The organism is Enterobacter sp. RHBSTW-00175, from assembly GCF_013927005.1.
Taxonomy (GTDB): domain Bacteria; phylum Pseudomonadota; class Gammaproteobacteria; order Enterobacterales; family Enterobacteriaceae; genus Enterobacter.
In genome coordinates this window covers 2399281-2423102 of the sequence record NZ_CP055930.1, presented here as the reverse complement: position 1 = coordinate 2423102, position 23822 = coordinate 2399281, and the positions used below count along the sequence as shown (strand labels likewise).

The 23822-nt window shown below is 54.5% G+C and carries 18 protein-coding genes and 1 rRNA gene; 4 read left to right on the top strand and 15 right to left on the bottom strand.

Translation table 11 applies throughout. The features are described from left to right. Positions 1-86 precede the first annotated feature (86 nt). The 5 genes from HV107_RS11445 to pgi form a co-directional block, all read right to left on the bottom strand. Complete coding sequence (locus tag HV107_RS11445) at positions 87-2183, bottom strand: YjbH domain-containing protein (RefSeq protein ID WP_182063281.1); 2097 nt, start codon at positions 2181-2183, stop codon at positions 87-89. Then, complete coding sequence (locus HV107_RS11440; RefSeq protein ID WP_182063280.1) at positions 2183-2920, bottom strand: capsule biosynthesis GfcC D2 domain-containing protein; 738 nt, start codon at positions 2918-2920, stop codon at positions 2183-2185. Before HV107_RS11440 ends, HV107_RS11445 begins: the two co-directional genes overlap by 1 nt. Further along, positions 2917-3555, bottom strand: coding sequence for a YjbF family lipoprotein (locus tag HV107_RS11435; RefSeq protein WP_182063279.1), 639 nt, complete (start codon positions 3553-3555; stop codon positions 2917-2919). The genes HV107_RS11440 and HV107_RS11435 overlap by 4 nt, the downstream gene beginning before the upstream one ends. 63 nt (positions 3556-3618) lie before the next feature. Then, complete coding sequence (gene yjbE, locus HV107_RS11430) at positions 3619-3861, bottom strand: exopolysaccharide production protein YjbE (RefSeq protein ID WP_013095034.1); 243 nt, start codon at positions 3859-3861, stop codon at positions 3619-3621. Positions 3862-4227: 366 nt separating this feature from the next. Continuing rightward, positions 4228-5877 (bottom strand): glucose-6-phosphate isomerase, encoded by a 1650-nt coding sequence (gene pgi / locus HV107_RS11425; protein ID WP_182063278.1) that lies wholly within the window; start codon positions 5875-5877, stop codon positions 4228-4230. 374 nt (positions 5878-6251) lie between these two features. On the opposite strand from pgi, the gene lysC reads away from it, so the two are divergent. From lysC to HV107_RS11410, 3 genes are all read left to right on the top strand, one after another. Continuing rightward, the gene (lysC, locus tag HV107_RS11420; RefSeq protein ID WP_182063277.1) at positions 6252-7601 is read left to right on the top strand and encodes a lysine-sensitive aspartokinase 3; all 1350 of its coding nucleotides are present in this window, start codon (positions 6252-6254) and stop codon (positions 7599-7601) included. 93 nt (positions 7602-7694) lie between these two features. Next, positions 7695-8639, top strand: coding sequence for a ketopantoate/pantoate/pantothenate transporter PanS (gene panS / locus HV107_RS11415; RefSeq protein ID WP_182063276.1), 945 nt, complete (start codon positions 7695-7697; stop codon positions 8637-8639). 50 nt (positions 8640-8689) lie between these two features. Then, positions 8690-8962 (top strand): DUF3811 domain-containing protein, encoded by a 273-nt coding sequence (locus HV107_RS11410; protein WP_182063275.1) that lies wholly within the window; start codon positions 8690-8692, stop codon positions 8960-8962. On the opposite strand, the gene rluF is transcribed toward HV107_RS11410, so the two are convergent. The 5 genes from rluF to metH form a co-directional block, all read right to left on the bottom strand. Beyond that, positions 8963-9835 carry a 23S rRNA pseudouridine(2604) synthase RluF gene (rluF, locus tag HV107_RS11405; RefSeq protein WP_182063274.1) on the bottom strand — a complete coding sequence of 291 codons (873 nt, stop codon included), beginning with the start codon at positions 9833-9835 and terminating at the stop codon, positions 8963-8965. 51 nt (positions 9836-9886) lie between these two features. Next, positions 9887-10225, bottom strand: coding sequence for a helix-turn-helix domain-containing protein (locus HV107_RS11400; protein WP_182063273.1), 339 nt, complete (start codon positions 10223-10225; stop codon positions 9887-9889). Next, positions 10222-10578 (bottom strand): type II toxin-antitoxin system RelE/ParE family toxin, encoded by a 357-nt coding sequence (locus tag HV107_RS11395; protein WP_182063272.1) that lies wholly within the window; start codon positions 10576-10578, stop codon positions 10222-10224. The genes HV107_RS11400 and HV107_RS11395 overlap by 4 nt, the downstream gene beginning before the upstream one ends. Positions 10579-10722: 144 nt before the next feature. Further along, positions 10723-12354, bottom strand: coding sequence for a Na/Pi cotransporter family protein (locus tag HV107_RS11390; RefSeq protein WP_182063271.1), 1632 nt, complete (start codon positions 12352-12354; stop codon positions 10723-10725). Between the two features lie 176 nt (positions 12355-12530). Then, on the bottom strand, positions 12531-16214 hold the full coding sequence (gene metH, locus HV107_RS11385; protein ID WP_182063270.1) for a methionine synthase: 3684 nt from the start codon (positions 16212-16214) through the stop codon (positions 12531-12533). Positions 16215-16408: 194 nt separating this feature from the next. On the opposite strand from metH, the gene iclR reads away from it, so the two are divergent. Next, positions 16409-17236, top strand: a complete 828-nt coding sequence (iclR, locus tag HV107_RS11380; protein WP_182063269.1) for a glyoxylate bypass operon transcriptional repressor IclR — start codon at positions 16409-16411, stop codon at positions 17234-17236. Between the two features lie 68 nt (positions 17237-17304). On the opposite strand, the gene aceK is transcribed toward iclR, so the two are convergent. From aceK to rrf, 5 genes are all read right to left on the bottom strand, one after another. Continuing rightward, a complete protein-coding gene (aceK, locus tag HV107_RS11375) occupies positions 17305-19044 on the bottom strand; it encodes a bifunctional isocitrate dehydrogenase kinase/phosphatase (RefSeq protein WP_182063268.1) in 1740 nt (579 codons plus the stop codon). 51 nt (positions 19045-19095) lie between these two features. Next, positions 19096-20400 carry an isocitrate lyase gene (gene aceA, locus HV107_RS11370; protein ID WP_182063267.1) on the bottom strand — a complete coding sequence of 435 codons (1305 nt, stop codon included), beginning with the start codon at positions 20398-20400 and terminating at the stop codon, positions 19096-19098. 31 nt (positions 20401-20431) lie between these two features. Continuing rightward, complete coding sequence (gene aceB / locus HV107_RS11365) at positions 20432-22033, bottom strand: malate synthase A (RefSeq protein WP_182063506.1); 1602 nt, start codon at positions 22031-22033, stop codon at positions 20432-20434. A 270-nt stretch (positions 22034-22303) separates the two neighbouring features. Continuing rightward, positions 22304-23233 carry a homoserine O-succinyltransferase gene (gene metA / locus HV107_RS11360; protein ID WP_182063266.1) on the bottom strand — a complete coding sequence of 310 codons (930 nt, stop codon included), beginning with the start codon at positions 23231-23233 and terminating at the stop codon, positions 22304-22306. A gap of 432 nt (positions 23234-23665) precedes the next feature. Beyond that, a 5S ribosomal RNA gene (rrf, locus tag HV107_RS11355) occupies positions 23666-23781 on the bottom strand. Positions 23782-23822: the final 41 nt, after the last annotated feature.

Below are 23822 nucleotides of genomic sequence, written 5' to 3'. Positions count from 1 at the left end.
TCTTGCCGGGCGGCACTGCGTTTGCCCGGCCTACAAAAAACACTATCGTAGGCCCGGTAAGCGCAGCGCCACCGGGCAAACAAACATCAGCGGAAGTTAATGTTCTTATCGCTGGTCATGTCGTACAGCTGGAACTTACGCCCAAGCTGCTGGCCACCGTCACGCGTGAGTGGCGTCCAGCCGATTGCCGCGCGGCTGCGCGTCGCACTGGTGGAGAACAGATCCAGCGGAATCGATACATACACCCCTTTGGTGAAGTCTCCTTCCCCGTATTCATCCGGTGACACGTTGGTGATAGTGGCATAACCGCCCACCACAACACCGCTGTCGAAGTGTTTAGAGATATCCAGCGTACCGCCTTTATCCCCCGCCAGATACTGCCCGACGCTGGCTTTGACCAGCACATCCGGGGCGAACGATGGCGTCCAGTAGGCTGTCAGATGACCAGTTTTAACGCTGTAATCGGTGAACTTCATCATGTCCTGCGCACTGCGCCAGTCACGCTGTTTCACGTAGTTGGCATCCACTCCAAACGCCCAGTTGCTGTCAACAGGACGGTAAAGCACCTCTGCCCCCGCGCCGCCGTACATGGTTTCCAGATAGCCACCGTACACCTGGCCGTAGAAACCGTTGCCGAAGTACTGGAAGTAGTTCGCCTGGAGGTTATTCACATAGGCATTATTCTGCACGTACTCACGCACGCGTGTACGCACGCGCGGCAGCTTCGAGTCGTTTGGCGGGTTGGTGTAGTTGAATTTGTCGTAGTTGTTGGCGATGTTGCCAAACAGACTACCAGTGGTCAGCAGATGGTCAGTAACCCACAGATCCGCCGTGGCCATTACACCCAGCTGATACATGTAGAAGTTTTCCGGCCCGCCGACGGACTGGCTCAGCACCGGATCGATATGGAAATCAAAGCGCGATTTATCGATATACCAGCCCTGCTCGGTGGTATCAGGCACAACAGGCTCAATGCGTTTTTGCACCAGCTCGGTTTCATGGCCCAGCGGTTCACCTTCCAGATGGCGTTTCAGGCTGGCCACATCCGTTTCCGTGGTCACCTGCGGTAAATTAAGGCGGTTTTCCGTGACGCGGATCGTGCGGATCCCGTCCGGCAGATCGTTCATGATTATCCGGTTGGCGCGCTCGCTCCCTTCACGCGAGTCGCGGTATTTCACCTGCTCGCCGGTGACGTAAAGTGTGTCGCCTTTCACCTGAATTTTCGGATCCGCCAGGCCCGCGTTGTATTTCAGCAGCGTAAGCTGGTTGGCCACCACGGAGTGCTGAATAATGGCGTCCTGCGGCTCGGGCTGATACGCAGGCCGTGCATTGTCGTTGTAATGCGGCCGCATATCATTGAAGTTGGTGCGCAGGGTGAAACCAAACATCACGGTGTTACCGCGCTCATAGCTGAGGTTAACGTCGGCCCAATCGGTGACGCGGTAAATGGCGCCGACGTTAAACTTGCTCTTCTGCTCAATCTTCCCGGCGAAATCGTCGCTGTAGTTATTCCCTTCGTACTCCAGCTTGAGGCGTAATGGCTGCCACGGCGTCTGGTATTCTACGCCGCCAAACAGTGAGGCCGGGCCATGGAACATCTGGTCGCCGTTGATGGAGCCGGCTTTCTGGTAGCTGTTGTCGCGATAACAATATTTGTCGCTGTAGGAGCAGAACGGGTTTTTCACGTTACCGCTGGTGCCGAGATACCCCCAGCCCATACCCAACGAGAAATCAAACGGGCCCCAGGCTTTGCTGGCAACAATATACTCCGCATCAAACAGGCCCGTACCGCCGATATCCCGCGCCCCCACGGACACTTGCGGCATCCAGTAGCTCTCTTCCCACAAGCGCAGTTTGACGTCGAAAGCTTTATCTTTGTATGTCTGGTCGCCGGAGAATGCCTCTACGCTGCTGTATTTTTTGGTGCGCACATCGGTATAACGCAGCGTGGTTTCAAGCCATGGAAACAGCTGCACAGAAGCAGAGTAATAGCGGTACTGATCGTTATCGCGATAGTTAAGGCTCAGTTCCCCTTCACGCGCCATGCGTGCCGTGGGCGTTTGCATTAACCCGACACCGCCGAAGTCCGATTGCGATGGACCAACAGGCGCCGGATACGTTTCTGCATGGCAGGCAGCGCTAACGCACAGCGCTAACATGCTGTAGAGATAAGTTCTTTTCATTAATCCGGTATCCGCTGCATCAGGGTGTGAAGGATATCGGCGTTGAGTCCGTCATATGCCTTCGTCCAGAAGTGGTCGGCAAAGCCGACAAAAATCACGCTGCCGGGCATGGGCTCGATATGGCGTTTGTTCCAGTAGGCCACAGGGACTTTTTGCGTGCGCCCGTCGGGATAAACTACCCAGGCGTAGCTGTTATCCGCGCCGCTTAACGCGCTCTGCTCGTCAAGGTAACTCGCCACATCGCGCCCTGGCGTGAAGGGCTTTTTACCCGGACTGCTGACAAGCCCCATCACGGTGATGGTTGAAGGCTGAGCCGGAAGCCAGAGCGTGTACCCCCCTTCGAGCGTTGGGTTGCCGTTCTCTGCCACTCTCACCGCATCCGGGTCGAGATTGATCTGCTGGCGGCCGGTTATCTTCAGCGTCTGCATCTGCTGGCGAACGCTGTTGATTGCCGCCGCGTCATCGCCATCTTCCTGTTCTGCAAGGCCGGTAAGCCTTGCGAGCAACGCGCGCTGTTTTTGTTCTGCCAGCACCGTTGCCTGACGCTCGCTGATAACAGCCCCGGGCCACCAGCTGTTTGCAAGCCTTGGCTGGCCGACAAGATCAAGCAGATGCCCGGCATTGGTTAAGGTTTTGGGTTGTGTGCTGTCAGGCGTGTAAACCTTCACCGTGCCCGCAGACCAGGCCAGCGGCGCGGCAAGGCACAGGATCAGCGCCATGCTAGTGCGGATTTTCATGGTTTCGCCGCCTTGATCAGAGTGGTTTTTACCGGGAAGAAATTAGCGCCGAGGTACTGTAGTGACTGGCGTATCTGCCCTTCTTCATCCACCCAGTAGCGGTTATGCCAGCTTGCCTGGTCGGTCGTGACCGCTTCATCCAGCACGCGAACCTGGGTTTCATCGCTGCCGACCCTTACGCTGTCCGTACCGTCCCAGCGGAATACAGAGTGTGCCGTGGCGTAGCGCACCTGTTTGTGTTCCGTCCAGCCCATCGTGCGTGTCCAGCTTGCGCCGTCGGTTACCTGATTCGGCTTGATGAGCGGGTCGGCCGCAAGGTTGTGGACCTCAAGCAGGTTGTCGCCGCCGAGCAGCGTTTTTACGATGCGACCATGCTGCATCACGATGGTGGCCTGATCCTGCGTCACCCATTTCTGCTGCCCGTTTTCATCGAAAGCGAGCACCACAAACAGTTGCGGGCCATCGTTTAACTGCATGTACTGGCTGGCATAAGGCATGTTCTGGATATCGTCATCAGTAAGATGGACGCCAGGCGTACCAAACATGCTGTCCCACAGCGAATTCCCCAGCCCTTTAGTGGTGGCTGAGCACGCCTGCAAGAGCAGGCAAATCATGATGATTGCAGGTCGCTTCACGACTCTTCTCCGAAGGGGCGAAATAACCACACCGAAGTGTGGTTATGATTAAAACACCCGGTATTACTGGGTGCTGGTCGTCGTGGTGGTCGTGGTTCCGGTATTGGAGCCATCACCGCCACCGGTTGCCGCCAGCGCGACACCCACGGCTGAACTTACGGTGCTGGTGCTGGCTGCGGTAGAACTCCCCGCAGACGCAGACGTCGCTGCCGACCCTGCAGCTTCCCCGACCTGAACCGGAGCCGCATATACAGATGTCGCCGCAAGCGCAGATATGGCAAAAATGCCATACAGTACTTTCTTCATAACAATTTCCCTTCATTGAATGAATGGAGATGTGCCCAAAAAGAATTTCGAGCGGAATCGAGTATACACAACTAAAGCAGAGGGATTGCCGTGCAGGTAAATAGAGAGGGAGTTTTCAGAATATTGGATATTTGCGACACACAACAATAATTAAATAAATATAAATCCCATTACATTCATAAAGTTATAATAAGTTATTACCAGTTTCATTCTCCGTATATTCCTAAAATAAACCGCAGTAATTAACAGGTTAATGGACTTTTTCAGATTAAACTCAGAACAGTAATTTGAGTTAAATAACAGACATCAGGAATTATCCGATAAAAAAATGCCGGCATTTCGCCGGCATTTTTCATGACATATTAATTATGCACGCCATGCTTTATAACGGTTAATCAAACCATTTGTAGAACTGTCGTGGCTGTTAATCGCTTTGTCGTCACCCAGCTCTGGCAGAATGCGGTTTGCCAGCTGTTTGCCCAGCTCAACGCCCCACTGGTCAAAGGTGAAGATGTTCAGGATCGCGCCCTGAGTAAAGATTTTGTGCTCATACAGGGCAATCAGCGCACCCAGGCTGAACGGGGTGATTTCGCGCAGCAGGATAGAGTTGGTTGGACGGTTGCCTTCGAACACTTTGAACGGCACAACGTGATCCAGGGTCGCCGGATCTTTACCCTGGTCGCGGTATTCCTGTTCAACCACGTCGCGGGACTTGCCGAACGCCAGCGCTTCAGTCTGAGCGAAGAAGTTAGACAGCAGTTTCGGATGGTGATCCGACAGCGGGTTATGAGTAATAGCAGGCGCGATGAAATCGCACGGTACCATCTTGGTGCCCTGGTGGATCAGCTGGTAGAACGCATGTTGGCCGTTGGTGCCTGGCTCGCCCCAGATGATTGGGCCAGTCTGGTAGTCCACGGCATTGCCGTTACGGTCAACGTATTTACCGTTGGATTCCATGTTGCCCTGCTGGAAGTAGGCAGCAAAGCGGTGCATGTACTGGTCGTATGGCAGGATAGCTTCGGTTTCAGCGCCAAAGAAGTTGTTGTACCAGATACCAATCAGCGCCAGCAGCACTGGCAGGTTTTTCTCAGGCGCGGTGGACGCGAAGTGTTTATCCATCGCATGTGCGCCGGAAAGCAGCTCAACGAAGTTGTCAAAGCCAACAGACAGGATGATGGACAAACCGATTGCAGACCACAGAGAGTAACGGCCACCAACCCAGTCCCAGAACTCGAACATGTTTGCCGTGTCGATACCGAACTCGCCAACCGCTTTACCGTTGGTAGACAGCGCGGCGAAGTGTTTCGCGACGTGCTTGTTGTCACCTGCGGTTTCCAGGAACCAGTCACGCGCGCTATGGGCGTTGGTCATGGTTTCCTGCGTGGTGAAGGTTTTAGACGCCACCAGGAACAGGGTGGTTTCCGGGTTCACGTTCTTCAGCACTTCAGCAATGTGTGTACCATCAACGTTAGAAACGAAGTGCATGTTGAGGTGGTTTTTGTACGGGCGCAGCGCTTCGGTCACCATGAATGGACCGAGGTCTGAACCGCCGATACCGATGTTCACCACGTCAGTGATAGCTTTACCGGTGTAACCTTTCCAGCTACCAGAGATGATCGCTTCAGAGAAGGCTTTCATCTTCTCCAGCACCGCGTTCACTTCCGGCATCACATCTTTGCCATCGACGATGATTGGAGTATTGCTACGGTTACGCAGTGCAACGTGCAGCACAGCGCGGTCTTCGGTGCGGTTGATCTTCTCACCAGAGAACATGGATTTAATGGCATCACTGAGCGCGGTTTCTTTCGCCAGATCCTGCAATTTTGCCAGTGTCTCTTCGGTAATGCGGTTTTTGGAGAAGTCCACCAGCATCAGGTCGTCGAAGGTCGCGGAGAACTTGTTGAAACGATCGGCATCTTTCGCGAACAGATCCGCGATAGTGACGTCTTTCATTTCATCAAAATGTTTCTGTAGTGCCTGCCAGGCAGCGGTCTGCGTTGGGTTGATGTTTTTCATTAGCAATACTCTTCTGATTTGAGAATTGTGACTGCGGTCGATTGTAGCGCCTGCAAATAAAAATTGTGATGGTTTTTATGCCATTGCCCTGGCCTGCATCAAACGCAGGTGAAAAGACCCGAAAAGTATAGCTGCTAAAACCTGCCCCCGAGGGGGTTGAATGTCGTTCAGAACGTCCTGATTTGCAGAATAAAATAGCGGCTTGTTATAAGTCCTGTTACTGAGGGGTGCCCCCCCATGAAAAATCCGCATAATCCCAGCATTGACAGGACCTCCCCCACATTTTATTTATAGGGCCGTATTTGCGCCTGCACCTGTTTTCGTTTCATTCTTGTGCCAAGGTCGCTTTATTCATTCCCTGACACGAGGTTGTTATGACGAGTTTTGTGGTCGCTAAGTTTGGCGGCACCAGTGTGGCTGATTACGATGCCATGAACCGCAGCGCCGATGTGGTGCTAGCCGATCCGAATGCCCGCCTGGTGGTGCTTTCTGCATCCGCTGGCGTGACGAACCTGCTGGTTTCTCTGTCTGAAGGACTGGAAGCGACAGAACGTTTCGTTAAGCTGGATGCACTGCGCAAAATTCAGTTCGACATCCTTGAACGCCTGCAGAACCCGAACGTCATCCGCGAGGAAGTGGAACGTCTGCTGGAAAACATCACCACCCTGGCAGAAGCCGCCTCTCTGGCAACCTCCACCGCCCTGACCGACGAACTGGTCAGCCATGGTGAACTGATGTCCACTCTGCTGTTTGTGGAAATCATGCGCGAACGTAACATTCAGGCGCAGTGGTTTGACGTGCGTAAAGTGATGCGTACCAGCGATCGCTTTGGCCGCGCCGAACCGGACGTTGAAGCGCTGGCCGAGCTGACTACTCAGCAGCTGGCACCGCGTCTGGCAGAGGGTATCGTTATCACCCAGGGCTTTATCGGTAGCGAAGCGAAAGGCCGAACTACAACGCTTGGCCGTGGTGGCAGCGACTACACCGCCGCACTGCTGGGTGAAGCACTGCACGCTACCCGTGTGGATATCTGGACTGACGTTCCGGGCATTTACACCACCGACCCGCGCGTCGTTTCCGCAGCGAAACGAATTGATGTGATCGCGTTTGAAGAAGCGGCGGAAATGGCCACCTTCGGCGCGAAAGTGCTGCACCCTGCAACGCTGCTGCCAGCCGTGCGCAGCGATATTCCGGTGTTCGTCGGCTCCAGTAAAGATCCGAAAGCGGGTGGTACGCTGGTCTGTAAGAAAACGGAAAACCCACCGCTGTTCCGCGCGCTGGCCCTGCGCCGCCGCCAGACGCTGGTGACGCTCCATAGCCACAATATGCTGCATTCCCGCGGTTTCCTGGCGGAAGTGTTTAGCATTCTGGCACGCCATAATATCTCCGTGGATCTGATCACCACCTCCGAAGTGAGCATCGCGTTGACGCTGGATACCACCGGTTCAACTTCTACTGGCGATACCTTGCTGACGCAATCGCTGTTGATTGAGCTGTCTGAGCTGTGCCGCGTGGAAGTCGAAGAAAACCTGGCGCTGGTTGCCATCATCGGTAACAAGCTGTCACGCGCCTGTGGCGTGGGTAAAGAGGTCTTTGGCGTGCTCGACCCGTTCAACATCCGCATGATTTGCTACGGTGCATCCAGCTACAACCTTTGCTTCCTGGTGCCGGCCGATCAGGCGGAGCTTGTCGTGCAAAAACTTCATCAGAATTTGTTTGAATAAAATTCGTTAGCACGATAAACAATACCTATAAGCTGGGCACAGACCCGGCTTTTTCATAACTAAACAACACGACAATACTGCAAGGAATTAACTATGTTATCCGCCATCACCCGGCTGTTCCCGTTATGGGCACTGCTGCTCTCTGTACTCGCGTATTACACCCCCACCAGCTTCACGGGCATCGGCCCCTGGGTCACCACGCTGCTGATGCTGATTATGTTCGGCATGGGCGTGCACCTGAAAATTGACGACTTTAAACGCGTGCTGTCGCGCCCTGCACCTGTCGCGGCGGGTATTTTCCTGCACTATCTGGTGATGCCGCTCGCGGCCTGGCTGCTGGCAATGGCCTTTAAGATGCCGCCAGATTTATCCGCCGGGATGGTGCTGGTGGGCAGCGTGGCAAGCGGTACGGCCTCCAACGTGATGATCTATCTGGCGAAAGGCGATGTTGCGCTCTCCGTGACCATCTCGTCCGCGTCTACTCTCGTGGGCGTGATTGCCACACCGCTGTTAACCCGCCTGTATGTCGACGCACATATTCAGGTAGACGTAATGGGGATGTTGCTCAGCATTCTGCAAATTGTGGTGATCCCGATTGCACTGGGGCTGGTTATCCACCATCTGTTCCCGCGCCTGGTGAAGGCGGTCGAACCCTGTCTGCCGGCGTTTTCGATGGTCTGTATTCTGGCAATCATCAGCGCCGTGGTAGCAGGCTCCGCCTCGCACATTGCGTCTGTCGGCTTTGTGGTGATCATTGCTGTGGTACTGCATAACACCATTGGCCTGCTGGGAGGCTACTGGGGTGGCAAACTGTTCGGCTTTGACGAATCTACCTGCCGCACGCTGGCGATTGAAGTGGGAATGCAAAACTCTGGCCTGGCCGCGGCACTCGGTAAAATCTACTTCTCGCCGCTGGCCGCCCTGCCTGGCGCGTTGTTCTCCGTCTGGCATAACCTTTCAGGCTCCCTGCTGGCAGGTTACTGGTCTGGTAAACCCATCGAAGAACAACCGAAAAAAGATGTGGTGAAACAAGGTTAATTTCCGCCACTTGTTTTACACTGAAGCCTCTTCCACATGAGGCTTCAGCGATGGCGACACAACGATTGACCCAGCAAGATATGACAGAAGCCGAGCAGCGTGAACTCAAGACGCTTCTCGGCCGCGCCCGTATCGCCCATGGCCGCACACTGACTAACGGCGAAACCAATCAGGTAAAAAAAGAGTACATCGACAAACTGATGGAACAGCGTGAAGCAGAAGCAAAAAAAGCCCGCAAGTTGAAGAAACAGCAGGCTTATAAACCCGATGCAGAGACGACTTTTTCCTGGTCGGCAAACACCTCTACCCGGGGACGGCGCTGATTAGCGCCCTTTCTTTTTGCGCCCAGGCTGGGTAAAGCGTTTTCCGTTAGCCGGTTTACCTCGCCCTTTATCTTCTGCCTGCGGGGCTTTCACCACCGGGCGTTTAACCGCCTGAGCCTTCGGTTTGGCTTTCGCTTTTGGTTTCGCTTCAGAAGATGAATCCTCAATCAGCTTGAACAGCTCAATCAGCTCGTCACCGGTTAAATCACGCCACTCGCCCAATGGAATACCGGACAGGCTGACGTTCATGATTCGGGTGCGTTCCAGCTTCGTCACGTCATAACCGAAGTGCTCGCACATACGGCGGATCTGGCGGTTTAAGCCCTGTACCAGCGTAATGCGAAACGCAAACGGGGCTTCTTTCTTCACCTTACACTTTTTGGTAACGGTGCCCAGAATCGGCACGCCAGCGCCCATTCCACGGATAAACTCGTCAGTGACCGGTTTATTCACCGTGACGATGTACTCTTTTTCGTGGTCGTTTCCGGCACGCAGAATTTTGTTTACCAGGTCGCCGTGGTTGGTGAGAAAAATCAGCCCCTGAGAGTCTTTATCCAGTCGGCCAATCGGGAAGACACGGCTGCTGTGGTTAACGAAATCAACAATGTTGTCCCGCTCGCCATCTTCCGTGGTACTGACGATACCAACCGGTTTATTCAACGCGATAAACACCAGGTCTTCGGCATCGCGGGGTTCGATGACCTGACCATTCACTTTGACCACATCGCCAGGTACCACCTGGTCGCCGATGGTGGCGCGTTTGCCGTTGAGGAACACGTTACCCTGTTCAATGTAACGGTCAGCCTCGCGACGTGAGCAGATCCCGCTCTCGCTAATGTATTTGTTTAATCGGGTTGATTGAGTTGGCAGCATAGTTTCTCCTGTAGAGGCGAAATATACCTTAGGTTTGGGCTGGTAAAAAGATTAGCCGATGGTAACTGAGACAGGTTTTCCAAGTTTACTTAGCATCATGACCAGAGTATCGAGCGTGAACTTGCTGGTTTTGAGGTTAACTACATCCGAAACACGTGGACGAGAGACATTGAGCATGGCTGCAGCATCAGCCTGACGGAGCTTATTATCAGCAATCCATGCGGAGATCTCCTGCATCAGTTGTCGCTTGATGGCCAGCAGTTGTTCAACTTCTTTATCAGCATCCTTTTGCAGCCGTTTTGCTTCACTCGCTTCAAAGCCCAGCTCGGAAAATATGTTGGTTTCTGCCGCCGTAACATGGCGAATTTTAGTATCAACACCTTTACTCATTTTCGATTATTCCTCGCATCAATCACTGCCTGCAAACGGGCTTTAGCGATGTGCTTATCCTGTCCGGAAGTCCGCTGTGTTTTCTTCATAAAGCAATGCAGCACATATACCGCATCTTCAAAACGGGCCAAATAGAGAATTCGATAAGCGCCCGTATGGCTTCTAAGCCGTATTTCAGCAACGCCTTTACCGATTTCCGGCATCGGCTTCCAGTCAGCGGCCTCTAACCCGGCTTGCAGGCGGTGTAACTGAAAACCTGCGTCTTTGCGGATGACCTCAGGAAAGCTGAGTAAATCGTCAAATGCACTCCCTATCCATGCGATGGGTCGCATCGCTGGCCTTTCTGAAAGCATAACACATCCCTGTATAAAATTTTATACAAACACAGGCATAACACGTTCCTTCACGTGTAAGCGCATGTCCAATGGGATAACGTTAAATTTTCAGTGAGATTGAGTCACGCCCCACAGCGGGAAACTGCGAGGCGCTTTCAGAGATTAATACTCGTCTCGCTCGTCGTCTTCATCCGGCTGTTCCATCACGCTGTAGGCCACGGAACAGAACAACGAGTTAAGACGTTTCATATCGCCCAGCAGCCCCAGGTGCAGGGAACTGGTTTCAATGCTTTGCACGTTTTGCTGATGCAGGCGTTCAACGTGCGCATGAGAGTAGCGGCGGTTAAGAATACGGAAACGGTGTTTGTTGCGGCGTAAACGGCGTGCGCCTGGCACATCGCTTGAGAAAAAGACCAACATCGCCAGCTTGAGGTTACTCAACAACTGTTCGTGCAGGGCTTCAAGCTCCTTCAGACCTTCGACCGAGAACGCACGGCGCGCAGCCAGCGATTTATCGGCTATTTCACTGCCCATACGTTCGACGATGTCAGAGGCCTGCTCCAGGTTGAGGGACATTTCGATGATTTCCGCCCACCTGCGCGATTCCTCTTCCGCCAGCTCGTCCTGCGGCATCCGCGCCAGATAGAGCTTGATGGCGGTATAAAGCACGTTGATATCATCTGCCAGCCTGCGCAGCTCTTTTTCTTCGCGAGGCTCGCCATGCATGACCTTTTGCAGCCCTTCCAGCATCGTTTCCATCGCATCGCCCATGCGCAGCGTCTCGCGGGCAGCATTGGCCAGGCCCAGAGCTGGCGTGTCCAGTGCAGAGGTGTCCAGATGCTTCGGTTTCAGCCGGGCATCCAGCTCAGGTTCATCGCGGATAAGACGTTCGCAGAAACGGGCCATTGGCGCGGCGAAGGGAACCATCGCCAGGCAGCGGACAAGGTTGTAGAACACGTGGAAATAGATAACCAGCTCGGCGTCCGACAAAGGCAGCTTTTGCATGATCCCAGCCAGCAGGTGCACAAACGGCAGAATAATCAGGCTTCCCACCAGCTTAAACAACAGGCTACCGAGCGCAACGCGACGGGCAGCAGCATTGGCGGCGCTGTTGTTGAGCATCGCCAGCAGGCCAGAGCCGAGGTTCGCGCCAATCACCAGACACAGCGCCACCGGGAACGAGATAACCCCGGCACTCGCCAGCGTAGCGGTCAACAGCACGGCGGCCAGGCTTGAATAACTGACGATGGCAAAGACGGCGCCGATCAGCGCATCCAGCATGATATCGCCCGTCAACGAGGCGAAAATCACCTGCACGCCGTTGGCCTGAGTAATGGGTGTCACCGCCTGCACAATCAGCTCCAGTGCCAGCAGGATCAGCCCCAGGCCAATGCCCACTCGCCCGAGCTGCCCGGCACGGGTCTGCTTACGACCCAGGAAGAAGATAACGCCGATGAAAATCAGCAGCGGCGACAACCACGACAGATCGAACGTCAGGATACGCGCCATCAGCGCGGTCCCCACATCGGCACCCAGCACAATCACCAGCGCAGGCGTTAGCGCCACCAGATCCTGCGCCACAAACGAAGTGACAAGCATGGTGGTGGCGTTACTGCTTTGCACCAGCGCCGTCACGCCGATGCCCGCACAGAAGGCGAGCGGCTTCTTCTCAACGCTGCTGCTGAGAACGGTTCGTAGGCGCGCACCGAATACGCGCATCACACCGGTACGGACAATATGCGTGCCCCATACCAGCAATGCCACTGCGGAGAGCAGGTGTAACAGAGTCAGCACAGAAGGGGGTTCTCCTTATCGTTATAGGTTCCTTAAGCCCATGTTATACAAGCCGGATGGCGCTTCGCTTATCCGGCCTACGATTAACCTGAGCTTTTCTCAAGTATAAGGGTTTAAGCGTAAGAAAGAGACAGGGCGCCCAATGAGCGCCCTGTTTGTTGTAAGGAAAAGTGACCTTAGTCCGCGTCGTAGCCTAAATTCGGCGCCAGCCAGCGCTCCACTTCTGGAACGCTCATCCCTTTACGCTGCGCATAATCTTCTATCTGATCGCGCTGAAGCTGTGCCACAGCAAAGTACTTGCTGTCCGGGTGACTGAAGTACCAGCCAGAAACCGACGCCCCGGGCCACATGGCGAAGGATTCGGTCAGCTTCATGCCTGTGTGTGTTTCCACATCCAGCAGCTCCCAGATGGTGCCCTTCTCGGTGTGTTCCGGGCAGGCCGGGTAGCCCGGTGCCGGGCGAATGCCCTGGTAGTTTTCGCGGATCAGCTCCTCATTACTGAGGTTTTCGTTCGCCGCATAACCCCAGTGCACCTTACGCACGCGTTCGTGCAGGTACTCGGCGAAGGCCTCCGCCAGGCGGTCGGCAATCGCTTTGACCATGATTTTGTTGTAATCATCGTGCTGCGCTTCGAATGCATCTGCCAGCGCATCTTCTTCCAGACCACCGGTTACGGCAAATGCGCCGATGTAATCGGCTTTCCCGGAAAGCTTCGGTGCCACGAAATCGGCCAGACAGTAGTTCGCGAAACCCACTTTCTCGGTTTGCTGGCGCAGGTGATGGCTCACCGTCAGTACGTGGGTACGGGTTTCGTCGCGATAAATTTCGATGTCATCGCCCACGCGGTTTGCCGGGAACAACCCGACAACGCCGCGCGGGTTAAGGGTTTTCTCTGCACTCAGCGTGTCGAGCATCTCGTTCGCGTCTTTGAACAGGCGCTGTGCTTCTTCACCGACCACGTCGTCTTCGAGGATGCGCGGATATTTCCCCGCCAGCGACCAGGTCATAAAGAACGGTGTCCAGTCGATGTAGTTACGCAGCGTTTCAATGCTGGCAGTCACATCCTGCACGCCCAGACGGTGCGCAACCGGCGGCGTATAGCTGGACCAGTCAAACGCCAGATCGTTATCGCGCGCGGCCTGTAGCGTAACCGGCGGCGTACGTGGTTTTTTACGCGCATGCTGAATACGGACGGTTTCGTACTCTTTGCGGGTTCGTGCCACAAAGTCATCGTGCTGCGTGGCTGAAAGCAACGCAGAGACGACCCCCACGGTTCGCGAGGCGTTTTGCACGTAGACCGTCGGGCCACTGTAATTCTGCTCGATTTTCACTGCGGTATGCGCTTTAGAGGTGGTCGCACCGCCAATCAGCAGCGGAATGGTAAAGCCCTGACGCTCCATCTCTTTCGCCACGTTGACCATCTCGTCCAGTGACGGGGTGATCAGCCCGGAAAGGCCAATCAGGTCAGCATTCACTTCACGTGCGGTTTTGAGGATTTTATCCGCAGGCACCATCACGCCAAGATCGATAATTTCGTAGTTATTACACTGCAACACCACGCCGACGATATTCTTACCGATGTCGTGAACATCGCCTTTCACGGTGGCGATAACCATTTTCCCGTTACTGGAGCCTTTCTCTTTGCTGGCTTCAATATACGGCTCGAGGTAGGCCACCGCCTGCTTCATTACGCGGGCGGATTTCACCACCTGTGGCAGGAACATTTTGCCCTCGCCGAACAGGTCACCGACCACGTTCATGCCGTCCATCAGCGGCCCTTCGATCACTTCAATCGGACGTGCGGACTGAAGACGCGCTTCTTCGGTATCCAGTTCGATAAACTCGGTGATACCTTTAACCAGCGAATATTCCAGTCGTTTTTTCACATCCCAGGAGCGCCACTCAGCCTGCTGAACGTTGACGGCTTCATCCGATTTACTGCCACGGTATTTTTCTGCCAGATCCAGCATTCGCTCGGTGGCATCGTCACGACGGTTGAGGATAACGTCTTCCACCGCATCACGCAGCTCTGCCGGCAGGTCGTCGTAAATCGCCAGTTGCCCGGCGTTCACGATCCCCATATCCATTCCGTTACGGATAGCGTAGTAAAGGAATACGGCGTGGATAGCCTCACGCACCGGGTCGTTACCACGGAATGAGAACGACACGTTCGACACACCGCCAGAAATAAGCGCATGTGGCAGCTCGCGTTTGATGTCTTCACACGCGCCAATAAAGTCCTGGGCGTAGTTGTTATGTTCTTCAATCCCGGTTGCCACCGCGAAGATGTTCGGGTCGAAGATAATGTCTTCCGGTGGGAAACCTACCTCTTCGGTTAGAATTTTATACGCGCGACGGCAAATCTGAATCTTGCGCTCGCGGGTGTCGGCCTGACCGACTTCATCAAATGCCATGACCACCACAGCTGCGCCGTAACGGCGTACCAGCTTCGCGTGGTGGATAAAGATATCGATCCCCTCTTTCATCGAGATGGAGTTAACGATGCCTTTACCCTGAATGCATTTCAGCCCTTTTTCGATGACCTCCCACTTCGAGGAGTCAATCATAATCGGCACGCGGGCGATGTCTGGCTCACCGGCGATCAGGTTGAGGAAACGCACCATCGCCGCTTCGGCGTCAAGCATCCCCTCATCCATGTTGATATCGATAATCTGTGCGCCGCTTTCCACCTGCTGGCGGGCAACGTCCAGCGCTTCGCTGTACTTCTCTTCTTTGATCAGGCGTTTGAATTTCGCGGAGCCGGTGACGTTAGTACGTTCACCGACGTTCACAAACAGGCTATCGTCGCCGATGGTCAACGGCTCAAGGCCGGCAAGACGGCAGGCAACGGGAAGCTCAGGTAATTTACGCGGCGGCAGCCCGGCCACCGCATTGCTCATTGCGGCAATATGCTCTGGCGTCGTACCGCAACAACCACCCACGATATTCAGGAAGCCCGATTCAGCCCACTCGCGGATTTGCGCCGCCATGGTGTCGGCATCCAGATCGTATTCACCAAAGGCATTTGGCAGACCGGCATTCGGGTGGGCGGTGACGTAGCATTCCGCAATACGCGAGAGCTCCTGCACATACTGGCGCAGTTCGTCTGGCCCCAGGGCGCAGTTCAGGCCGAAGGAGAGCGCTTCGGCATGGCGTAACGAGTTATAAAAGGCTTCAGTTGTCTGGCCGGATAACGTACGGCCGGAGGCGTCGGTAATGGTGCCGGAAATCATGATCGGCAGGTCAACGCCCAGTGCTTCGAATTCCTCTTTCACCGCGAAAATCGCGGCTTTGGCATTGAGGGTATCGAATACCGTTTCAATCAGGATCAGATCGGAACCGCCTTCCACCAGCGCTTTTGTGGATTCGCGGTACGCGGCCACTAGCTGATCGAAGCTAATGTTACGAAACGCCGGGTCGTTCACGTCAGGTGAAATCGACGCCGTGCGGTTTGTCGGGCCAAGTACCCCGGCAACGTAGCGCGGTTTATCCGGCGTGCGGGCCGTCCATTCGTCTGCACATGCGCGCGCCAGTTTCGCGGCTTCATAGTTGATTTCCGCCGACAGGGATTCCATCTGGTAATCCGCCATGGCGATGGTTGTCGAGTTAAAGGTGTTGGTTTCAACGATATCCGCGCCTGCTTCGAAATAGGCATTGTGGATATCCGCAATCACTTGCGGCTTGCTTAACACCAGCAGGTCGTTGTTCCCTTTCAGATCACATGGCCAGTCGGCAAAACGATCGCCGCGGAAATCGTCTTCACTCAGACGATAGCCCTGGATCATGGTGCCCATGCCGCCGTCCAGCACCAGAATTCGTTCATTTAACTGCGCACGCAGTTGCTCTACTTTGCTGCTCACACTTGCTCCCGACAACGCTCAACCAGGCCAAAAGGCCAGCAGTCCATACTGGCATAATCTGACAGAGTGGAAAAGTCACACAGCGGTAACATGAGACATGTTCACCATCACTCATCCGATCAGTCAGGATAACGGTTGCAAAAACAGCAAATAAAACGAAAATGATTTCCACGATACAGAAAAAGGAGATCGTCATGGTCGCGACCGTTCCCGCTAAACGCGGCAGAAAACCTGCTGCCACCACCGCTGCACCACAGGGCGGACAGGTTCAATCGCTGACTCGCGGTCTGAAGCTGCTGGAATGGATAGCCGAGTCGCACAGCAGCGTGGCCCTGACGGAGCTGGCTCAACAGGCCGGACTGCCGAACTCCACCACTCACCGTCTGCTCACCACCATGCAACAGCTGGGCTTTGTGCGTCAGGTGGGCGAGCTGGGGCACTGGGCGGTGGGCGCACATGCGTTTATCGTCGGCAGTAGCTTCCTGCAAAGCCGCAACCTGCTGGCCATTGTGCACCCTATTCTGCGCAAGCTGATGGAAGATTCCGGTGAAACAGTGAACCTGGCCGTTCTGGACCAGAGTGACCATCAGGCGATCATCATCGACCAGGTGCAATGTACACAGCTGATGCGTATGTCTGCTCCCATTGGCGGCAAGCTGCCAATGCACGCCTCCGGGGCGGGCAAAGCGTTTCTCTCGCAGCTTAGCGAGGAACAAGTGACGGGGTTGCTGCATCGTAAAGGGCTACACGCCTATACCCACGCCACATTGGTTTCGCCGGTGCATCTGAAAGAAGATTTGGCATTGACCCGCAAGCGCGGCTATTCGTTCGATGATGAGGAACATGCGCTGGGTCTGCGCTGCCTCGCGGCCTGTATTTTTGACGAGCACCGCGAGCCGTTTGCAGCCATTTCCATCTCCGGGCCAATCTCCCGCATGACCGATGACCGGGTAACCGAGCTGGGTGCGCTGGTGATTAAAGCGGCAAAAGAGGTGACGCTGGCGTACGGTGGGATCCGTTAGGATTGAGTGCGGCCAGATGCCCTCACCCCGGCCCTCTCCCACCGGGAGAGGGAGAAAACATGATGACCTCACCCTGCAGGGGAGGGAGAAAATCTGATGCAAAACCGCTGCTTACGCCGGTAGGCGTACACATCCTCCACGTGCCCGTTTTTAATCCGCGTTTGCAGCCCGCGCCAGTAGCTGGCGTGGAACAGGTCGTCGTGCATCTCTTCAAATAACGGCCCGATGCGCGGGTCGGCACATAGCCAGTGACGAAACTCCTCCGGGAAAACATCCCCCGGTGAGACGCTATACCACGGCTCGCTGGACATCTCGTCTTCCGGGTAGCGTGGGGGCGGTATATCGCGGAAATTCACTTCGGTCATATAGCAAATTTCATCGTAATCGTAGAACACCACACGCCCGTGACGGGTGACGCCGAAGTTTTTAAACAGCATGTCGCCCGGGAAGATATTGGCGGCGGCAAGCTGACGGATAGCATTGCCATACTCTTCAATGGCATCCCGTAATCCTTGCCCTTCCGACTGCTCCAGCCAGATATTCAGCGGCACCATGCGGCGCTCTATGTAGAGGTGGCTGATGACAATCTTATCGCCCAGGTCGGTTATCTTTGCCGGAGCTTCCTGGAGCAAAAGCGCCATTAGCACCGGGTCAATCTGCTGCTTATCCAGCACAAAATTTTCGAACTCCTGGGTATCCGCCATACGCCCGACGCGGTCGTGTTCTTTCACCAGCTGATAGCAGGATCGGACATGGGCGGCGGTCATCTCTTTCTGTGGCGCGAACTTGTCTTTGATAACCTTAAACACCCGATCGAAACCTGGCAGGGTGAACACCAGCATCACCATCCCACGAATACCGGGGGCTTCGATAAACTGCTCATCAGCCGTTGAGATGTAGTGCAGATATTCCCGGTAGCTTTCGGTTTTGGCGTGCTTCTGACAGCCAATCGCCATATACAGCTCGGCGGTGGTTTTCCCCGGCAGGATCTCACGCAGCCACTCCACCAGAGCCGCAGGTAGCGGGGCGTACACCATGAAATAAGAACGGGCAAAACCAAAAACAATGCTGGCCTCGGCACTGGTTGTCAGGCAGGTATCAACAAACAGCTCGCCCTCATCGCTGCGGTGAATGGGCAGCAGGAACGGCACGGTAGCGGTGGGTGTAATCAGTTTGCCGACCAGCCAGGCAGCCTTATTACGGTAAAAAAGCTCATTCGCAACGTGCAGATGGCTGTGAGTGAGCACCTCTTCACCAAACGTCTCACTGAGATGCGCGATGATAAAACCGATGTCTCTGGTTTTGTTCTGCCAGGGCAAGCGCAGCGGTAAATCGGTTAACACACGGTGTAGCAGAGATTCCCAGCCGTTATCGGGAAAGAAGTCTTTCGCCAGCGGCCGCGGAATGGTGCGAAAACGGCGCTCAGGCTGGGAGCTGAAAATAAATAACCGCTCGGGAGATAACGAGCGGTGGTCAAATAACCGGCAATAGACAGAGTTAAAAAAGCTCTCCGCAATTTCGAAGCGCGGGTAATCGGGTAATAAATGGGTGTAGTGCTCTTTAACACGTAGCAAAAATGCGGCATCAGGGTTTTTGCCATCGGTAATACAGCGCAGCTGTTCCACCACCAGACCCACATGGTGATCGTAAAGGTGAATACGCTGCTTCATGGCCTGCTGAACGGCGTGCCAGTCGGCGTGTTCAAAACGTTGCTGTGCGCCGGACGTCACTTCCAGAAAACGACCATACTGCGCGTCAAAGCCTTGCAGGATGGTTTGTGCAATCAATAATTCCAGACCACGCGACATCTTATTCCCCCTCACCCCAACCCTCTCCCCAGCGGGGAGAGGGGGAAAACATCAGAACTGTGCTTCTTCCGTCGATCCCGTTAAGGCCGTCACGGAGGAGGCGCCCCCCTGAATGATGGTGGTGACTTTATCGAAGTAGCCTGTTCCCACCTCCTGCTGGTGAGAAACGAAGGTATAACCCTCTTTACCGGCCTCGAACTCTGGCTGTTGTACTTTCTCAACATAGTGCTTCATACCCTCACCCTGCGCATAAGCGTGGGCCAGGTCGAACATGTTGAACCACATGCTGTGGATACCCGCCAGGGTGATGAACTGATATTTGTAGCCCATATCAGACAGCTGCTGCTGGAAGCTGGCGATCGTTTTGTCGTCCAGATTCTTCTGCCAGTTGAAGGATGGCGAACAGTTATAGGCCAGCAGTTTGCCCGGATATTTCGCATGAATAGCATCGGCAAAGCGTTTTGCCAGCGCCAGATCCGGTGTCGAGGTTTCACACCACACCAGGTCTGCATACGGGGCATAGGCAAGACCACGGCTGATAGCCTGTTCAATGCCAGCATGAGTGCGGTAGAAGCCTTCGCTGGTACGCTCACCGGTAATAAACTCGCTATCATACGGGTCGCAGTCAGAGGTGATCAGGTCAGCCGCGTCTGCATCGGTACGGGCAATCACCAACGTCGGAACACCCAGAACATCCGCAGCCAGACGCGCTGCAACCAGTTTCTGAATCGCTTCCTGAGTCGGAACCAATACCTTACCGCCCATATGTCCGCACTTCTTCACCGATGCCAGCTGATCTTCGAAGTGTACGGCCGCTGCACCAGCCTCAATCATCGATTTCATCAGCTCAAACGCATTCAGCACGCCACCGAAACCAGCTTCTGCATCAGCGACGATCGGCAGGAAGTAATCCACAAAACGCGGATCGTTTGGCTCAATGCCCGCAGACCACTGGATCTGATCCGCACGACGGAAGGTGTTGTTGATCCGATCCACTACCGACGGCACAGAGTTTGCCGGATAGAGCGATTGATCCGGATACATACTGGAGGCGAGGTTGGCGTCCGCCGCCACCTGCCAGCCCGACAGGTAAACCGCCTCAATACCCGCCTTCGCCTGTTGCAGCGCCTGACCACCCGTCAGCGCCCCCAGGCTGTTGATGTAGCCTTTTTTCGAGCCGCCATGCAGCAGACGCCACATTTTGGCCGCACCCAGCTGCGCCAGCGTGCACTCCGGGTTGACCGAGCCACGTAATCTCACCACTTCCTCGGCACTGTACGGACGACGAATGCCTTCCCAGCGCGGCTGTGTCCACTCTTTTTGTAATTCTTCGATCTGTTGGGTACGTGTTTTCATGTGCAGATGCTCCATATTGTTATGTGGTGGATTACGCAAGCAGGCGGTAGCCTGGCAGGGTGAGGAAGTCGATTAAGTCATCTGATGTGGTGATTTGCTCCATCAGGCGCGCAGCGTCGTCAAAACGCCCGCTACTGAAGCGGTGCTCGCCCAGTTCGTCCTGGATAACCAGCATCTCTTCGGCCAGCATCTGACGGAACAAGGATTTGGTTACCGGCTTACCGTTACTGAGCGTTTTTTGGTGATGGATCCACTGCCAGATAGAGGTACGGGAGATCTCCGCCGTGGCGGCATCTTCCATCAGCCCGTAGATTGGCACGCAGCCGTTACCGGAGATCCACGCTTCGATGTACTGCACGGCAACGCGAATATTGGCGCGCATTCCCTCTTCAGTGCGTTCGCCCGTACACGGCGCCAGTAGCTGCTCTTCTGCGGTTGGCGCATCCTCTTCGCGCGTGACAAACAGCTGGTTTTTGTTGTCGCCCAGTACGCGGTTGAATACGTCCATCGCCGTATCGGCAAGGCCCGGGTGCGCAATCCACGTGCCGTCATGGCCGTTACGTGCTTCCAGCTCTTTGTCGGCTTTCACCTTGTTGAGCACCTGGTTGTTTCGCTCGGTGTCTTTGCTTGGAATAAATGCCGCCATACCGCCCATCGCAAACGCACCGCGCTTGTGGCAGGTCTTAATCAGCAGACGCGAATAGGCGCTGAGGAATGGCTTGTCCATGGTGACAACCTGACGATCCGGCAGCACGCGGTCAGCGTGATTTTTCAGGGTTTTGATGTAGCTAAAGATGTAGTCCCAGCGTCCGCAGTTCAGGCCAACAATGTGGTCACGCAGCGCGTGCAGGATTTCATTCATCTGGAATACCGCCGGCAGCGTTTCAATTAACAGCGTGGCTTTAATGGTGCCCCGCGACAGGTTGAAACGATCTTCTGCATAGCTAAAGACTTCACTCCACCAGGCCGCTTCCTGCCAGGACTGGGTTTTTGGCAGATAGAAGTACGGGCCGCTGCCTTTCGCCAGCAAGCTTTTGTAGTTGTGGAAGAAATAGAGGGCAAAATCGAACAGGCTGCCAGGAATGGCTTCACCGCGCCAGGTGACATGCTTTTCAGGCAGATGCAGACCACGTACACGGCAAATCAGCACTGCCGGGTTCGGCTTGAGCTGGTAGATTTTCCCGGCTTCGTTGGTATAGCTGATGGTGCCGTTCACGGCATCACGCAGGTTGATTTGCCCATCGATGACTTTGCGCCAGTCCGGAGCCAGAGAGTCTTCAAAATCGGCCATAAAGACTTTAACGTTGGCGTTCATGGCGTTGATCACCATTTTGCGCTCCACCGGGCCGGTGATCTCGACGCGACGATCCTGTAAGTCTTCAGGAATACCGCGGATTGTCCAGTCACTACGGCGAATGGAAGCGGTTTCCGAAATAAATCCAGGCAACTTGCCATCGTCAATTTCCTGCTGTTGATGGATGCGTGCCGCCAGCAGCTTATTGCGCTTTGGCGTAAAGCGGGTCACCAGTTCGGTCAGGAATTCGACAGCCTCTGGCGTTAAGATTTGCTGCTCTTGTTCGCCATGTGGCTGGTTAAAAGCCAGTTCGTCGGCCGTGGTTGCCTGTTGAGTCATCATTCTGCTCCTCATCAAAGATCCAAAAACACTCCCCCAATGCGAGCGAAAGATCGTTGTGTGGTTTTCGCTCAGCAGAATTAAGATTATCTATAATTTTTTCAAAATCAAAAACAATTTCCATTTTAATTATTAATTGAATGCAACTTGCTGATTAATATAGAGTTAAAGTTTTTTGCAATGTTGAGTGGCATTTCGGAAATAAAAAAGGCACCCGAAGGTGCCTGATCTGAATAGCTGAAACGCTTTAGGATCGTCCAGAGTAGTGGATTACTCCAGCGTCGGATTCATGTGGCGCAGATCGTATGGCGTGATTTGATAGACGTAATAGTTGAGCCAGTTGGTGAAGAGCAGATTTCCATGGCTGCGCCAGGTGGCCCGTGGTTTGTTTTGTGGGTCGTCTTTTGGGAAATAGTTATAAGGAACTTCCGGGCTTAAACCGGCTTCAACATCGCGGAAAAACTCCGCCGCGAGTGTGTTTGGATCGTACTCAGGATGCCCGGTCACAAACGCGATACGCTTGTCTTTGCTGGCAAACAAGTAGGCATCACCCTCTTCCGTTTCCGCCAGGATCTCGAGATCGGTGTAATCACGGATCAGCTGTGCCGGGAAATCGGCATAGCGGGAATGCGGGGCGAGGAAGGAGTCATCAAAACCGCGCGTCAGCAGCGCATGAGGATGAAGGATGTGGTGTTCGTATACGCCAGAGAGCTTTTCAGTGCGGGTTTGTTTGGGGATACCATAAAGAATGTTCAGCGCGGCTTGTACCGCCCAACAGACAAAGAGTGTGGAGGTGACGTGATCTTTTGCCCACTCCAGCACCTGTTTGATCTGCGGCCAGTAGGCGACATCATTAAACTCTACCAACCCAAGCGGTGCGCCAGTCACGATCAGACCATCGAAATTTTCGTCGCGGATATCGTCGAAATTACAGTAGAAATTGTTCAGATGCTCAGAAGGGGTATTGCGCGACTCACGGGCATCGATACGCAGCAGCTGGATATCCACCTGAAGCGGCGAGTTCGACAGCAGACGCAGGAACTGATTCTCTGTTTCGATCTTTTTCGGCATCAGATTGAGAATAAGCACCTTCAGCGGGCGAATTTCCTGACCTGTTGCACGTGAAGCTGTCATTACGAAGACATTTTCTTCACGTAAGAAATTGACGGCTGGTAGCTCGTCCTGCACCCGAATCGGCATAACCTTATATCCTCACAGCATACGTATAAACGTTTAGACATCCAGATAGCTAACGATACGCAGAAATGGCCTGAATGTCGAGCCTGCAAGTGAAAGGTGAGAAAGTTTCAAGGAGGGATCGTGCGGTCGACATTGCCGGGTGGCGGCTTCGCCTTACCCGGCCTACGGTTTTGCAGGTCCGGTAAGCGTAGCGCCACCGGGCATTTTTTACGCACAAAAGCAAAAAACCCCGCACCTTTCGGTACGGGGTTCTTCTTAATTGATGCCTGGCAGTTGTATGCCGGGCTTCCTGCCCGGCACCCTGCGGGCAGCACTCCGTGCTGTGCAAATCCGCTCCCGGCGGATTTGTCCTACTCAGGAGAGCCCTCACCGACAAACAACACCTAAAACAAAAGGCCCAGTCTTTCGACTGGGCCTTTCATTTTAATTGATGCCTGGCAGTTCCCTACTCTCACATGGGGAGACCCCACACTACCATCGGCGCTACGGCGTTTCACTTCTGAGTTCGGCATGGGGTCAGGTGGGACCACCGCGCTAAAGCCGCCAGGCAAATTCTGTTAAATCTGTATCAGGCTGAAAATATTCTGTC